Below are 13,559 nucleotides of genomic sequence, written 5' to 3' on the forward strand. Positions count from 1 at the left end.
GACAGCCAAACCTGTCATATATGACAGTAGACGCACTGGCTTTTTGATTATTTACTGATGACGACACTCAGAACGCTACAACTTAACGTCAAGTTAGCATAACTAGTTCTGCATCTCAGCCAGTTACAATCAGGGGCTAAAAAATGAGCAAAGCACGCAAGACACTAATTGACAAAACCGACTTTCAGGACGAACAGTACAATGGATGGTCGTTTGCGCAAGGCAACAAAGTACTTGAGTCCGAGGGCTCCAATTTTTTCATTACTAATCTTTTGTTTCCGGCGCAGCAAAATCTTCAAATCACCAAACAATATGACCAGGATTTTGCAGGCACATATGAAATCACATTTAAGCTATTCATTTCCAGCGATATAAAAAATCCAAGTCTAAATGTATGGCTATTCGGGCAAAATGAAATCCCTAACGAAAAAGTAACTACTGGAAAATGGATTGCATGTAAAAAAACCTTGAAGGCTGAGAAACCAGACCTGAACAAGCTACATATTCTAGTAAACGGCACGTACCCAGATGGTGTAGGAAGAGCAAAATTCGACAACATCACCATCTACAAGTTGTAAAACGAACGGCAGTCAACAGTTGTTCCCACCACGTGGGAACAACTGTTGACTGCTCTCGGGGATAAGCGCCCACCGCCTGAATCAACAAACGTCCCGATCGATGGAGCTATTGCCGACTACCTGCAACACGGGAGCTACGACCGGCTTCTGCGCAAACCGCGTCACGCGCTGGAAGACCAGCAAAGCGCCATGCTCGCCGCCATAGCCCGGTATTTCCCGGCACAGACACGGGTCAGCCAGCCGGCAGGCGGGTACTATTTATGGCTGGAATTGCCGGAGCAGATGGATTCGCTGAAGTTGTTTCAGATGGCACTCGCGCAAGGCATCAGCATTGCACCGGGGCCGATCTTTTCCCCGGCGCAGCGGTTCAGGAATTGTATTCGGTTGAACTACGGGAGCCCGTGGGATGAGGCTGCGGAGAAGGCGATGGAGACGCTGGGGCGGATTGTGCGGTCGTTTTGATAGTTGGATGTTGCCTGCACTATTGCCTTCGCGAGCAAGCCCGCTCCCACAGGTATTGCATTGTCCATGTGGGAGCGGGCTTGCTCGCGAAGAGGCCAGAACCGACAACGCAAACCTCAGGTCAACGCCCACCACCTAGATCGACAAACGTCCCCGTCGCATAAGAAGCCTTGTCCGACAGCAACCACACAATCGCCTCCGCCACTTCATCCGGCCGCCCGCCCCGCGCCATCGGAATCGCCGATTCCAGTTTGCTGACCCGATCCGGGTCACCGCTCAAGGCATGGAAATCGGTATGGATGTAGCCGGGGCGCACGGCGTTGACGCGAATACCCTCGCCTGCCACTTCCTTGGACAGGCCGATGGTGAAGGTGTCCAGCGCGCCTTTGGAGGCGGCGTAGTCGACATACTCGTTGGGCGAGCCCAAACGCGCGGCCACCGAGGACACGTTGACGATGCTGCCGCCCTGCCCGCCATGTTTGGGCGACATGCGCAGGATCGCGTGCTTGGCGCAGAGGATCGGCGCCAGGACGTTGGTTTTCATGATTTTGAGAATGCGGAACTCGGACATTTCGTCGACCCGGGACTTTTGTCCGACGGTGCCGGCGTTGTTCACCAGCGCGGTGACCCGGCCCAGTTCACTGTCTACCCGATTGAACAGCGCGATGACTTCGTCTTCGATGCTGACGTCGGCCCGAACTGCAATGGCTTGCGCACCGAGGGCGCGGACTTGCTCCAGCACACCAAGTGCAGCCTGTTCATCAGCCTGGTAGTTGATGCAGATCCGATAGCCCTGCGCGGCGGCCAACAGGGCGGTGGCGGCACCAATGCCGCGGCTGCCGCCGGTGATGACGATGACTTTGTCCATGCGAGCTTTCCCCCAATTCAAAGCTTAAGCGGTCGGGGCAAGAATAACCGCCATTGGCGGTTTTTGCATGGCTACACATCAGCTGTCATGTCATCGACATTTCGCGCTCGGCACCAGCTTTCAACTGCTCGACCAATTGCTCCCCGCGATGGATTTCCACCATGAAACCTGCGGCCGGCAGCGGATGCCCCAGCAGGTAACCCTGCAACGAATCGCAACCGAGTTGCGTCAGGAAATCCTGCTGCACACCCGTCTCCACACCTTCGGCGACGATGCGCAGCCCCAGCGCCTGGCCGAGGGCCACGATGGCCGAAACGATGGCGGCATCATCGCTGTCGTGCTCCAGGTCGCGGACGAAACCGCGGTCGATCTTCAGCTCGTTGGCCGGCAGGCGCTTGAGGTACATCAGACTCGAATAGCCAGTGCCAAAATCGTCGATGGACAGGTCGACGCCCATTTCCGACAGTTCCTGAAGCACTGTCATGCTCGCATCGGCATCGCTCATGGCGGTGGTTTCAGTAATTTCCAGGGTCAGGCTGTTGGCCGGCAAATGATGAGTCGCCAGGGCCTTGGCGACGCTCTGGACCAGCCCGGAATGGCAAAACTGAATGGCCGAAAGGTTCACCGCGATGCGCCAGTCGGTGTAGCCCAGCACGTACCACTCGCGCATCTGCCGGCACGCTTCGTTGAGCACCCACTCGCCAATCGGAATGATCAGCCCGGTCTTTTCCGCCAGCTCGATGAATTTGTCCGGCAACAGCATCCCGTGCGTCGGATGCTCCCAGCGCAGCAAGGCTTCGGCGCCCACCGGCCGGCCATTGGCAGCGTCGAACTTGGGCTGGTAATGCAGGCTGAACTCCTGATGTTCCACGGCGTTGCGCAAGTCCTGCAGCAATTGCAGCTGTTTGCGGGCATTGCTGTTCATCGAGACATCGAAAAAGCTGTAGCCGTTTTTGCCCGCCCCCTTGGCGTGATACATCGCCGCGTCGGCGTTCATCAGCAATTCGTCGGCGGACTGCCCGTTACCCGGGTAGAGCGCAATGCCGACGCTGGCTGAAATGTGCAAATCATGTTCGGCAACCCGGAACACACCCGCAATCAACCCAACCTGACGGGCCGCCAGGTTCAAGGCATCGATCTGTTCACTCAACTGCACCAGCAACACGAACTCATCGCCACCGATCCGCGCCAGGGTGTCCTGGCTGCGCAAGTCTTCGCGCAGGCGCTGGGCCACTTCGCGCAACAGCAGATCACCCATGTGGTGGCCAAAGGCATCGTTGACCGGTTTGAAGCCGTCCAGATCGATGAACATCAGGGCAAAGCAGCCACCCTCTTCCCGGACTCGCGACATCGCCTGATCGATTCGATCGGCGAGCAGCATCCGGTTCGGCAACCCGGTCAGGGTGTCGTGCAGGGCCAGTTGGGTCAGTTCCCGGTTGGCCTCCGTCAGCGACTGCGCCAGGCTCGCGGTGCGGGCTTCCAGGCGAGCATCGAGGATCGAGGTCAGCAAGGCAATGCTCAGCACCGCCAGCGTGGTGACCAGCACCAGGTTGTCCAGGCCATTGCCGGTCAGGCCATTGACTGCCGCCCCGCAAAAACTGCCATCGGCAAAGCGTGCGGCGGCCATCCCGGTGTAGTGCATGCCGACGATGGCGACACCCATGATCACGGCGGCCCCGCCACGGATCAGTCGGACATAAGGCGTGTGCTGGCGCAAATGGAATGCGATCCACAATGCCGCGCCCGATGCACCGACCGCGATCAGAAGCGAGGCGCCAAATAGCGTCGGATCGTAGTCGATGCCCGGTTGCATGCGCATGGCGGCCATGCCGGTGTAGTGCATCGCGCTGATGCCGGCGCCCATGACCAACGCGCCAAAGGCCAGTTGCCAGGCCGGCAATTGCGGTTGGCTGACCAGCCACAGCGCAAAACCACTGGAGAGTACTCCGATCAGCAGCGACAACAGGGTGATCGCGCCGTCGTACCCCAGGTCGATCGGCAACTTGAACGCGAGCATGCCGATAAAGTGCATCGACCAGATGCCGATGCCCATGGCAACGGCCCCGCCTGCGGTCCACAAATGCACGGCGCGGCCTTTGGCCGTGGCAATGCGTCCGGTCAGGTCGAGTGCGGTGTATGAGGCGAGAATCGCTACGCAGAGGGAAATGATGACCAGGGTGGGGGAATAGCTACCGATGAGCATGGGGACTTCTCGCGAATGCCCCCTTTAATGGTATTGATTCTCGCTGGGGGGCAAATGCGGCGATTGTACTGATTCCGATTGAGAACGCACTCACAAAATTAGCAAAAGGCCATCAGCCCGATGAAACGCTTGTTTTAAGGTTAAACATTAACTCTAATCGAGCGAAAAACCCTGTAGGAGCTGGCTTGCCAGCGAAGAGGTCATCAGGTCCAGCATTGTTGTCGCCTGACACACTGCCTTCGCTGGCAAGCCAGCTCCTACAGGGATTGCAGCGTTCAACGACGACGCTACTGGCTATCGCTCACCTGAAGCTGCCCGTCCCAACCACCCCCCAACGCGGCAATCAATTGCACGCTGGCAATCAGGCGGCTTTGCAACAGGTCCAGGTTGCTGCGCTCATTGCTCAGCGCCGCCGCCTGGGTCACCACCACATCGATGTATGCGATCAAACCGGCCTTGTACTGGTTCTGGGTCAGGCGCAGCGATTCACGGGCGGCGTCCAGTGCCTGTTGGCGCACCACGGCTTCGTCCTGAAGCACCTTGAGCTGCACCAGGAAGTTTTCCACTTCGCGGAATCCATCCAGCACGGTCTGGCGGTACTTGGCCACCGTTTCGTCATAGGCCGCCTCACTGCGGTCGACCTCTGCCGAGCGCTGTCCGCCGTCGAACAGGGTCATGGCCAACTGCGGCCCAACCGACCAGAAACGGTTCGGCAGGCTGATCCAGTTGGCATAGGTACTGCTGCTGTAACCTCCGTTCATGTTCAATGTCAGGTCAGGGTAATAGGCGGCCTTGGCCACACCGATGTTGGCATTGGCGGCCATCACCGAGCGCTCGGCGGAAGCGATGTCCGGGCGACGCTCCAGCAACTGCGAAGGCAGCGCTGGCGGTACTTGCGGCAACTGCGGAATGTCCTGGCTTTCCGCCAGGCTGAACTCCGCTGGCGGCAAGCCGATCAACACGGCGATGGCGTTCTCGAACTGGGCGCGTTGCCAGATCAGGTCGACCATATCCGCTTCGGTGCTCTTGAGCTGCGTCTGGGCCTGGGCCACCGCGTCCTTGCCGGATACGCCGGCACGGTACTGGTTCTCGGTCATCTTCAGCGATCGCTGATAAGCCTCGACCGTGTCCTGGAGCAGGCGCTTCTGGCCATCGATCACGCGCAATTGCAGGTAGTTCTGCACCAGTTCCGACTGCTGGCTCAGGCGCATCGCCGCCAGATCGGCAAAGCTGGCCTGGGCATTCGCGGTATCGGCTTCGAGGCCGCGGCGCAGCTTGCCCCATACATCGGCCTCCCAACTGACACCCACCTGCGCCGAGTAGGTGTTGCGAATACCGCTGGATGAACTGCTCAGACTGGAGCTGCTGCTGCCGGTGCCCTGGCTTGAACGGTTCTTGCTGACGTTCAGGTCGACCGTCGGGAAAAACGCCCCGCGAGCGCTGCGTACCAAGGCCTGGGCCTGCCGGTACTGCGCTTCGGACTGGGCGACGGTCTGGTTGGAACTGTTGAGTTTTTCGATCAGGTCATTGAGCTGCCGGTCGCCATACAACTCCCACCACGCGCCGCGCGCCAGGGCATCGCTCGGGTTGGCCTGGCGCCAGCCCTCTGCAGCCTTGTACTGCGCCGGCTCAGCGGTTTGCGGGCGCTGGTAATCCGGGCCGATGGCGCAGGCACTGAGCATCGCCACACACAGTGACAGGCTCAACAGACGCGAGCCCCGGGCCGTGATCAGCGGTGCAGCCAGGTTGAAAAGCGAACGTTCAGTCATAGCGGAGTTTCCAGAGCGGCATCGGTACGCACCCCACGCCATTTATTGAAGCGATGGCGCAGTTTGTCGAGATAGAGGTAAACCACCGGGGTGGTGTAAAGCGTCAGCACCTGGCTGAAGATCAGCCCGCCAATGATGGTCAGGCCCAGCGGCTGGCGCATTTCCGCCCCTTCGGCGCGGCTCAGCAACAACGGCAAGGCACCGAGGATCGCCGCCAGGGTGGTCATCAGGATAGGTCGCAAACGTTGCAGGCAGGCGTTGCGAATCGACTCCAGCGGCGCCATGCCCTGTTGACGCTCCAGTTGCAACGCCAGGTCAATCATCAAAATGGCGTTTTTCTTCACCACGCCGATCAACAGAAACAGCCCAAGCAAGGAAATCAGGCTGAACTCGCCGCCCAGCGCATAGATCGACAGCAACGCGCCGACCCCGGCCGACGGCAACGTGGACAGGATGGTCAGCGGATGAATGTAGCTTTCGTACAGCACACCCAGCACCAGATACACCGCCACCAGCGCCCCCAGAATCATCCACGGCTGACTTTTCTGAGTCGCTGCGAAAGCGTCGGCGGTGCCGGCCATTTTCGCGATCACGTCTTCCGGCAGGCCGACCTTGGCAATCGCCCGCTCGATGGCGGCACCGCCCTGCTCCACGGTCACGCCTTCGGCCATGTCGAAGGCAATGCTTTCCGAAGCAAACTGGCCTTCGTGGCTGACCCGGTCGTTTTCCAGACTGTTCTCGTAATGCGCGATGGTCGACAGCGGGATCCGCGCGCCGTCAGCGGTGATCACCTGGACCTGCTTGAGGGTGATCGGGTCCTGGGCGTACTTCGGGTTGACCTCCATCACCACCTGATACTGGTTGAGGCTGTCGTAGATGGTCGAAATCTGCCGCTGGCTGTAGGCGTTGTTCAGCACCGCCGTGACCATCTCCATGTCGACACCGAGGCGCTTGGCCTGGTCACGGTCGACGATCAGGGTCACCTGCCGGGCGCCCCGGCCTTCCCGTGCATCGATCGCCGTCAGCTCCGGCAAGGCCCTGAGCGCGGTGACGACTTTCGGATACCACTCGCGCAACGCCCCGAGATCCCCGCTTTGCAGGATGTACGAGTATTGCGAGGTGGTCTGTTCACGACCGCCACCGAATTGCAGGTCCTGGTCCGCCATGAGCATCAGTTGTGCACCGGGGACCTTGGGCATTTCCTTGCGCAGGCGTTCGATGACTTTCTGCGCGGAAATGTTGCGTGCCTTGATCGGCTTCAGGCGCACCAGCATGAAGGCGTTGTTGGTGCCGTTGGTGCCGCCGATGAACCCGGCGACGCTTTCTACCGCCTCATCCTTCAACACGGCCCGGCGGAAAATCTCCATCTTCGGCTGCATCACACTGAACGACAGGCCGTCGTCGCCGCGCACGAAACCGATCAGTTGGCCGGTATCTTGTTGCGGTAAAAACGTTTTAGGAACAACAATATACAGCGCAATGTTCACACCAATTGTCACGAATAGACTGAGCAAGGTCAGACGCTTGTGGCGCAGCACCCAGTCGAGGCTGGTGGCGTATTTGCCGACCATCCAGTCGTTGCTTCGCTGGCTCCAGCGTTGCAGGCGGTTCTCTTGCCCGGGCGTATGTGGCTTGAGCCAGCGTGCGCAGAGCATCGGGGTCAGGGTCAGCGAGACCAGCAGCGAGACCACGATGGCCGCCGCCAGGGTGATGGAGAATTCGCGGAACAGGCTTTCAATGATCCCGCCCATGAACAGGATCGACAGGAACACCGCCACCAGCGATACGTTCATCGACAACAAGGTAAAACCGACTTCCTGGGCACCGAGGTACGCGGCCCTCATCGGTCGTACGCCTTTGTCGATGTGCCGGGAGATGTTCTCCAGCACCACGATGGCATCGTCCACCACCAGCCCGGTGGCCAGAATCAGCGCCATCAGCGACAGGTTGTTCAGCGAAAACCCGTAGAGGTACATCACCGCAAAGGTGCCGACCAGCGACACCGGCACAGCCAGGGTCGGGATCAACGAGGCGCGGAAGTTACCGAGGAACAGGAACACCACCAGAATCACCAGCGCCACGGCGATCAGCAGGGTCATTTCCGCTTCGTGCAGCGTGGCCTTGATGACGGGCGAGCGGTCCATGGCCAGGTTCAGCTTGACGCTGGCCGGCAGCACCGCCTGCAACGCCGGCAACTGAGCCTTGATCTCGTTGACCGTCTCGATGATGTTGGCGCCGGCCTGCCGGTTGATCACCAGCAGCACGGCCGCATCGTCGTTGAAGAAACCGCTGTTGTAGCGGTCCTCGACGCCATCGCTGACCTTCGCCACATCCTTCAGGCGCAGGGCCGCGCCGCCGTTGTAGTGGATGATCAGCGATTCGTAGTCCTTGGCTTTTTCCAACTGGTCGTTGGCCTGGACCTGCCACAGTCGTTGATCGTCTTCCACCGAGCCCTTGGGCCGGCGCACATTGGCATTGGCGATGGTGTTGCGCACATCGTCCAGGGCCACGCCGTACTGGTTCAGCGACTGCGGTTCGAGCTCGATACGTACTGCCGGCAGGGAACTGCCGCCGATCTGCACCTCGCCGACGCCCTGCACCTGGGACAGGCTCTGGGACAAAATCGTCGAGGCCAGGTCATAGAGCTGGCCCTTTTCCAGCACATCCGAGGTCAGCGACAGCACCATGATTGGCGCCTGGGACGGGTTGACCTTCTTGTAGGTGGGCATGCTGCGCATCCCGCTCGGCAGCAGGTTGCGCGAGGCGTTGATGGCCGCCTGCACTTCCCGCGCCGCGCCGTTGATGTCGCGGTCCAGGTCGAATTGCAGGATCACCCGGGTCGAGCCCTGGCTGGACCGGCTGCTCATGGTGTTGACCCCGGCGATGGCGCCAAAGGAACGCTCCAGCGGCGTGGCCACTGTTGACGCCATCACCTCGGGGCTGGCCCCGGGCAGGCTGGCCTGGACCACGATCACCGGAAAGTCCATTTGCGGCAGCGGCGATACGGGCAACAGGCCGAAGCTCACGCCGCCCAGCAACATGATCGCCAGGCTCAGCAGCATGGTCGCGACCGGGCGCTTGATGAAAGGTCCGGAAAGATTCATCGATGATTGCCCCCGGCACCAACCCACGAGCCCTGCTGCCCCCCTGTGGGAGCGGGCTTGCTCGCGAAGAGAGCCTTGCATTCAACATCCCTGTCGACTGACCGGACGCCTTCGCGAGCAAGCCCGCTCCCACAGATCATGCATGCCGTCATACCGCCGTCTCCTGAGCGCCCGTCTTGCCAAAGCGCCGACCGAGACGGTCGAAGTACAGGTAGATCACAGGCGTGGTGAACAGCGTCAGAACCTGGCTGAGCAACAGGCCGCCGACCATCACCAGACCCAGCGGCTGGCGCAGTTCCGCGCCGGATCCGGTGGCCAGCATCAACGGCACGGCACCGAACAAGGCCGCCAGGGTGGTCATCAGGATCGGCCGGAAACGCAGCAAAGCCGCCTGGTAGATCGCCGTCTGCGGGTCCATGCCCTGATTGCGCTCGGCGTCGAGGGCGAAGTCGATCATCATGATCGCGTTCTTCTTCACGATGCCGATCAGCAGAATGATGCCGATGATCGCGATCATGCCCAGGTCATTGCCGCTCAGGATCAACGCCAGCAAGGCGCCCACCGCTGCCGAAGGCAAGGTCGACAGAATGGTGATCGGGTGGATGTAGCTCTCATAGAGCACCCCCAGCACGATGTACATGGTCACCACCGCCGCCAGAATCAGCAAAAGCGTGCTCGACAACGAGGCCTGGAACGCCTGCGCCGCGCCCTGGAACTGGGTCTGCACGCCAATCGGCATGCCGATGTCCCTCTGCACCTGCTCGATGATCTGCACCGCATGCCCCAGCGCCACGCCGGGTGCCAGGTTGAACGACATCATCACCGCCGGGAACTGGCCGATGTGGGTGATCGCCAGTTGCGCCTGGCGCTCCTCGATATGCGCCAGGCTGGACAACCGCACCTGACCGCCATCGGTGGTCTTGACGTGAATCTGGTTCAACGCATCCGGGCCGATCTTCTCGCCGGACTGCGATTGCAGCACCACGCGGTACTGGCTGGCCTGGGTGTAGATGGTGGATATCTGCCGTTGGCCGAAGGCGTCGTACAAGGCATCGGTGATATTCGACACCGACACCCCGACCCGCGACGCCGCATCGCGGTCGATCACCAGATAGACCTGCAAGCCCTTGTCCTGCAAATCGCTGGCAACGTCGGTCAGTTCGGGCCGGTCGGCCAAGGCTTCGACCAGACGCCCGCTCCACAGGCTCAGCAACTCCGAATCCGGCGACGACATGCTGAACTGGTACTGCGTGCGGCTGACCCGGTCTTCAATGGTCAGGTCCTGCACCGGCTGCATGAACAGGCGGATGCCCACCAGTTTGTCCAGCTCCGGTTGCAAGCGGGCAATCACTTGCGTTGCGCTCAGGTCGCGGTCGTGGTGCGACTTGAGGTTGATCAGCAACCGACCGCTGTTGAGGGTCGAATTGTCGCCATCCACGCCAATGTAGGAGGACAGGCTCTCGACGGCCGGGTCGGCCAGAATGACCTTGGCCAGTTCCTGCTGGCGCTCGCTCATGGCCGCGAAGGAAATCGATTGCGGGGCTTCGGAAATGCCCTGGATAACGCCGGTGTCCTGCACCGGGAAGAACCCCTTGGGCACCGCCAGGTACAGGAGTACCGTCAGCACCAAAGTGCCAACGGCCACCATCAAGGTCAGCGGCTGGTGCTTGAGCACCCACTGCAACTTGCGCCCGTAGGCGGCGATCATCCAGTCGATGAACGCACCGCTGGCACGGTAGAAACGGCCCTGCTCGGCTTCTTCAGGTTCACGCTTGAGCAACCGCGCGCACATCATCGGCGTCAGGGTCAGGGAAACCACCAGGGAAATCAGGATTGCCACCGCGAGTGTGATGGCGAACTCGCGGAACAACCGCCCGACCACATCCGCCATGAACAGCAGCGGGATCAGCACCGCAATCAATGACAACGTCAGGGAGATCAAGGTGAAACCGATCTGCTTGGCGCCCTTGAGCGCCGCGTTCAGCGGACTGTCGCCCTCCTCGATATAACGCGCAATGTTCTCCAGCATGACGATCGCATCGTCCACCACGAAACCGGTGGCGATGGTCAGGGCCATCAGGGTCAGGTTATTGACCGAGAACCCTGCCAGGTACATCACGCCGAACGTACCGATCAGCGACAGCGGCACGGCGACCGACGGAATGATCGTGGCGCTGGCGCGACGCAGGAACAGGAAGGTGACCATGACCACCAGGGCGATGGCGATCAGCAACTCGTGCTGCACGTCCTTGACCGAGGCGCGGATGGTCTGGGTACGGTCGGTCAGCACCACCACGTCGAGGCCGGCCGGCAGGTTATCGGTGATGCTCGGCAGCAGGGCCTTGATCCGGTCCACCACCTCGATCACGTTGGCGCCGGGCTGACGCTGGATGTTCAGCAGTACCGCCTGGTTCTCGTTGGCCCACGCAGCGAGCCGCTCGTTCTCGGCGCCGTCGACGATTTCCGCGACGTCCTTGAGCCGCAACGGCGCGCCGTTGGCGTAGGCCAGAATCAGGTTGGCGTAGTCCTTGGGCGACGTCAGCTGATCGTTGGCATCGAGCATCGAGACCCGGGTCGGGCCGTCGAAGTTGCCTTTGGGCTGGTTGACGTTGGACGCGCCGATCAGCGTGCGCACATCCGACAGGTTCAAGCCGTTGGCCGCCAGGGCCTCGGGGTTGACCTTGATCCGCACGGCCTGGCGCTGGCCGCCGGCAATGCTGACCATGCCGACACCGCTGATCTGCGCGATTTTCTGCGCCATGCGCGTATCGACCAGATCGTTGAGTTTGGGCAGCAGCATGGTCCTGGAGGTGATGGCCAGCGTCAGCACCGGTGTATCGGCCGGGTTGACCTTGTTGTACACCGGCGGTGCCGGCAAGTCCTTGGGCAACAGGTTGGTGGCGGCGTTGATCGCGGCTTGCACCTGTTGCTCGGCGACGTCCATGTTGATGTCGAGGCTGAAACGCAGGGTCAGCACCGAGGCACCGCCCGAACTGGTCGAGGCCATTTGCGTCAGGCCGGGCATCTGCCCGAACTGCCGTTCAAGCGGCGCGGTTACCGCGCTGGTCATGACATCCGGACTGGCGCCGGGATACAGGGTCATGACACGAATGGTCGGGTAATCGACCTGAGGCAGCGCCGAAACCGGCAGCAGCCGATAAGCGATCACACCGGCCAGAATAATGGCCAGCATGCTCAGCGTGGTGGCTACCGGGCGAAGGATGAACAGCCGCGAGAGATTCATGCGCCGCCCTTTTTCGCCTTGTCAGTGGTCGCGGGCTCAGCCGCGTCGGCCGCCGACTTGCCTTGCAGGTTTTCGGTCGGTGTGGCCGGCACATCCTGACTGTCGTTGACCACCTCCACGTCACTGCCGTCCTTCAGGCGGTCGGTACCTTCCAGAACAACCCGGTCACCCGCCGACAGGCCTTCGGTGACCACAGTGTTCAGGCCATCGCTGGCGCCGACTTTCAACTGACGGATCTTGACCTTCTTGTCACCGTCCAGGGCATAGACGAACGTGCCGTTGGTGCCGAACTGGATCGCGGCGGAAGGCGCGAGCACTACGCCTTTTAGGGTGTCGGCCAACAGGCGCACGTTGACGAACTGGTTGGGGAATAGCGACTGATCGCGGTTCTCGTAGCGGGCCTTGAATTTCAGGGTGCCGGTGGTGACGTCGATCTGGTTATCCAGGCTCTGCAGCACGCCAGTGGCCTGTAATTTGGTATCACCGCGATCCCAGGCTTCAGCTGGCAATTTGGCGCCGCTGCGATAACGGGCAAGCACGGTGTCGAGGCTGTTTTCCGGGAGGGTGAAGGCCACGCTGATCGGCTGGGTCTGGGTGATGATCGCCAATGCGGTGGTGTCGTTGGCGGCTACCAGGTTGCCGACGTCCAGTTGACGCAGGCCGACGCGACCGGTGATCGGTGCGCGGATCCTGGTGAATTCGAGGTTGAGCCTGGCGTCGTTGACCGCTGCCTGATTGGTCTTGACCGTGCCCTGGAACTGACCGACCAGTGCTTCGGCGGTGTCCAGGGTCTGTTTGGCAATACTGTCTTCGCGGTACAGGCCGCGATAGCGCTCGACGTCGACCTGGGCGTTTTTCAACTGCGCCTGATTCTGCAGCAAGGTGCCTTCGGCCTGAAGCAAGGCGTTCTGGTAAGGACGCGGGTCGATTTCCGCCAACAGATCGCCAGCCTTGACCATCTGCCCTTCTTCGAAATAGATCTTGACCAACTCACCGCCGACGCGGCTGCGGACATTGATGGTGTTGAGCGCCGTGACCGTGCCCAGCGCCTTGAAATACAGCGGGAAGTCACCGGTGACTGCCGGAGCCACTCGCACCGGCACCGGCCCGGACGCCCCGCCGAAACCCGGACGCATCCCCCCCGATCGACCGGTATGCCCGGCGACGGCTTTCTGCCCCGCTGCCTCCTTGGGTGCAGCGCTGCCGGGCCAGAATTTCCAGCACAAGGCGGCGATGACCAACAGGACAAGCAGGCCGAACAGCCAGCGACGGGGACTACGGGAAGCGGAGGATTGCATTGAGTGACCAACCATTGGGCGCGTGGGCTTTTT

Annotated in this window: 7 protein-coding genes and 1 pseudogene; 2 read left to right on the forward strand and 6 right to left on the reverse strand. The window is 61.0% G+C overall.

Features of this window, described 5'->3' with window-relative positions; genetic code table 11:
- The first annotated feature begins 143 nt into the window (after positions 1 to 143).
- The gene (locus AC06G5_RS17100; RefSeq protein WP_413424096.1) at positions 144 to 578 is read left to right on the forward strand and encodes a hypothetical protein; all 435 of its coding nucleotides are present in this window, start codon (positions 144 to 146) and stop codon (positions 576 to 578) included.
- 99 nt (positions 579 to 677) lie between these two features.
- Positions 678 to 1,040 (forward strand): annotated as a pseudogene (locus AC06G5_RS17105) (PLP-dependent aminotransferase family protein); the annotation flags it as partial.
- Positions 1,041 to 1,161: 121 nt separating this feature from the next.
- Here the strand turns inward: AC06G5_RS17105 and AC06G5_RS17110 are convergent.
- From AC06G5_RS17110 to AC06G5_RS17135, 6 genes are all read right to left on the reverse strand, one after another.
- Entirely contained in the window at positions 1,162 to 1,908 is a 747-nt protein-coding gene (locus tag AC06G5_RS17110; protein WP_057397634.1) for an SDR family oxidoreductase, read from the reverse strand.
- Between the two features lie 85 nt (positions 1,909 to 1,993).
- On the reverse strand, positions 1,994 to 4,111 hold the full coding sequence (locus tag AC06G5_RS17115; protein WP_413704652.1) for a putative bifunctional diguanylate cyclase/phosphodiesterase: 2,118 nt from the start codon (positions 4,109 to 4,111) through the stop codon (positions 1,994 to 1,996).
- Between the two features lie 287 nt (positions 4,112 to 4,398).
- Positions 4,399 to 5,880 carry an efflux transporter outer membrane subunit gene (locus AC06G5_RS17120; protein WP_413424100.1) on the reverse strand — a complete coding sequence of 494 codons (1,482 nt, stop codon included), beginning with the start codon at positions 5,878 to 5,880 and terminating at the stop codon, positions 4,399 to 4,401.
- Positions 5,877 to 8,984, reverse strand: a complete 3,108-nt coding sequence (locus AC06G5_RS17125; protein WP_480457715.1) for an efflux RND transporter permease subunit — start codon at positions 8,982 to 8,984, stop codon at positions 5,877 to 5,879. Before AC06G5_RS17125 ends, AC06G5_RS17120 begins: the two co-directional genes overlap by 4 nt.
- A 148-nt stretch (positions 8,985 to 9,132) precedes the next feature.
- Positions 9,133 to 12,228: an MdtB/MuxB family multidrug efflux RND transporter permease subunit gene (locus AC06G5_RS17130; protein WP_413424104.1), complete on the reverse strand. Its 3,096-nt coding sequence runs from the start codon at positions 12,226 to 12,228 to the stop codon at positions 9,133 to 9,135.
- Positions 12,225 to 13,541, reverse strand: coding sequence for an MdtA/MuxA family multidrug efflux RND transporter periplasmic adaptor subunit (locus AC06G5_RS17135; protein WP_413424106.1), 1,317 nt, complete (start codon positions 13,539 to 13,541; stop codon positions 12,225 to 12,227). Before AC06G5_RS17135 ends, AC06G5_RS17130 begins: the two co-directional genes overlap by 4 nt.
- Positions 13,542 to 13,559 lie beyond the last annotated feature (18 nt).

Source organism: Pseudomonas sp. WT-JTC (assembly GCF_056711565.1).

Bases quoted from the DNA above. Each gene is read 5' to 3' on its own strand.
- AC06G5_RS17100 (WP_413424096.1), top strand. From the start codon at position 144: ATGAGCAAAGCACGCAAGACACTAATTGACAAAACCGACTTTCAGGAC.
- AC06G5_RS17110 (WP_057397634.1), bottom strand. From the start codon at position 1,908: ATGGACAAAGTCATCGTCATCACCGGCGGCAGCCGCGGCATTGGTGCC.
- AC06G5_RS17115 (WP_413704652.1), bottom strand. From the start codon at position 4,111: ATGCTCATCGGTAGCTATTCCCCCACCCTGGTCATCATTTCCCTCTGC.
- AC06G5_RS17120 (WP_413424100.1), bottom strand. From the start codon at position 5,880: ATGACTGAACGTTCGCTTTTCAACCTGGCTGCACCGCTGATCACGGCC.
- AC06G5_RS17125 (WP_480457715.1), bottom strand. From the start codon at position 8,984: ATGAATCTTTCCGGACCTTTCATCAAGCGCCCGGTCGCGACCATGCTG.
- AC06G5_RS17130 (WP_413424104.1), bottom strand. From the start codon at position 12,228: ATGAATCTCTCGCGGCTGTTCATCCTTCGCCCGGTAGCCACCACGCTG.
- AC06G5_RS17135 (WP_413424106.1), bottom strand. From the start codon at position 13,541: ATGGTTGGTCACTCAATGCAATCCTCCGCTTCCCGTAGTCCCCGTCGC.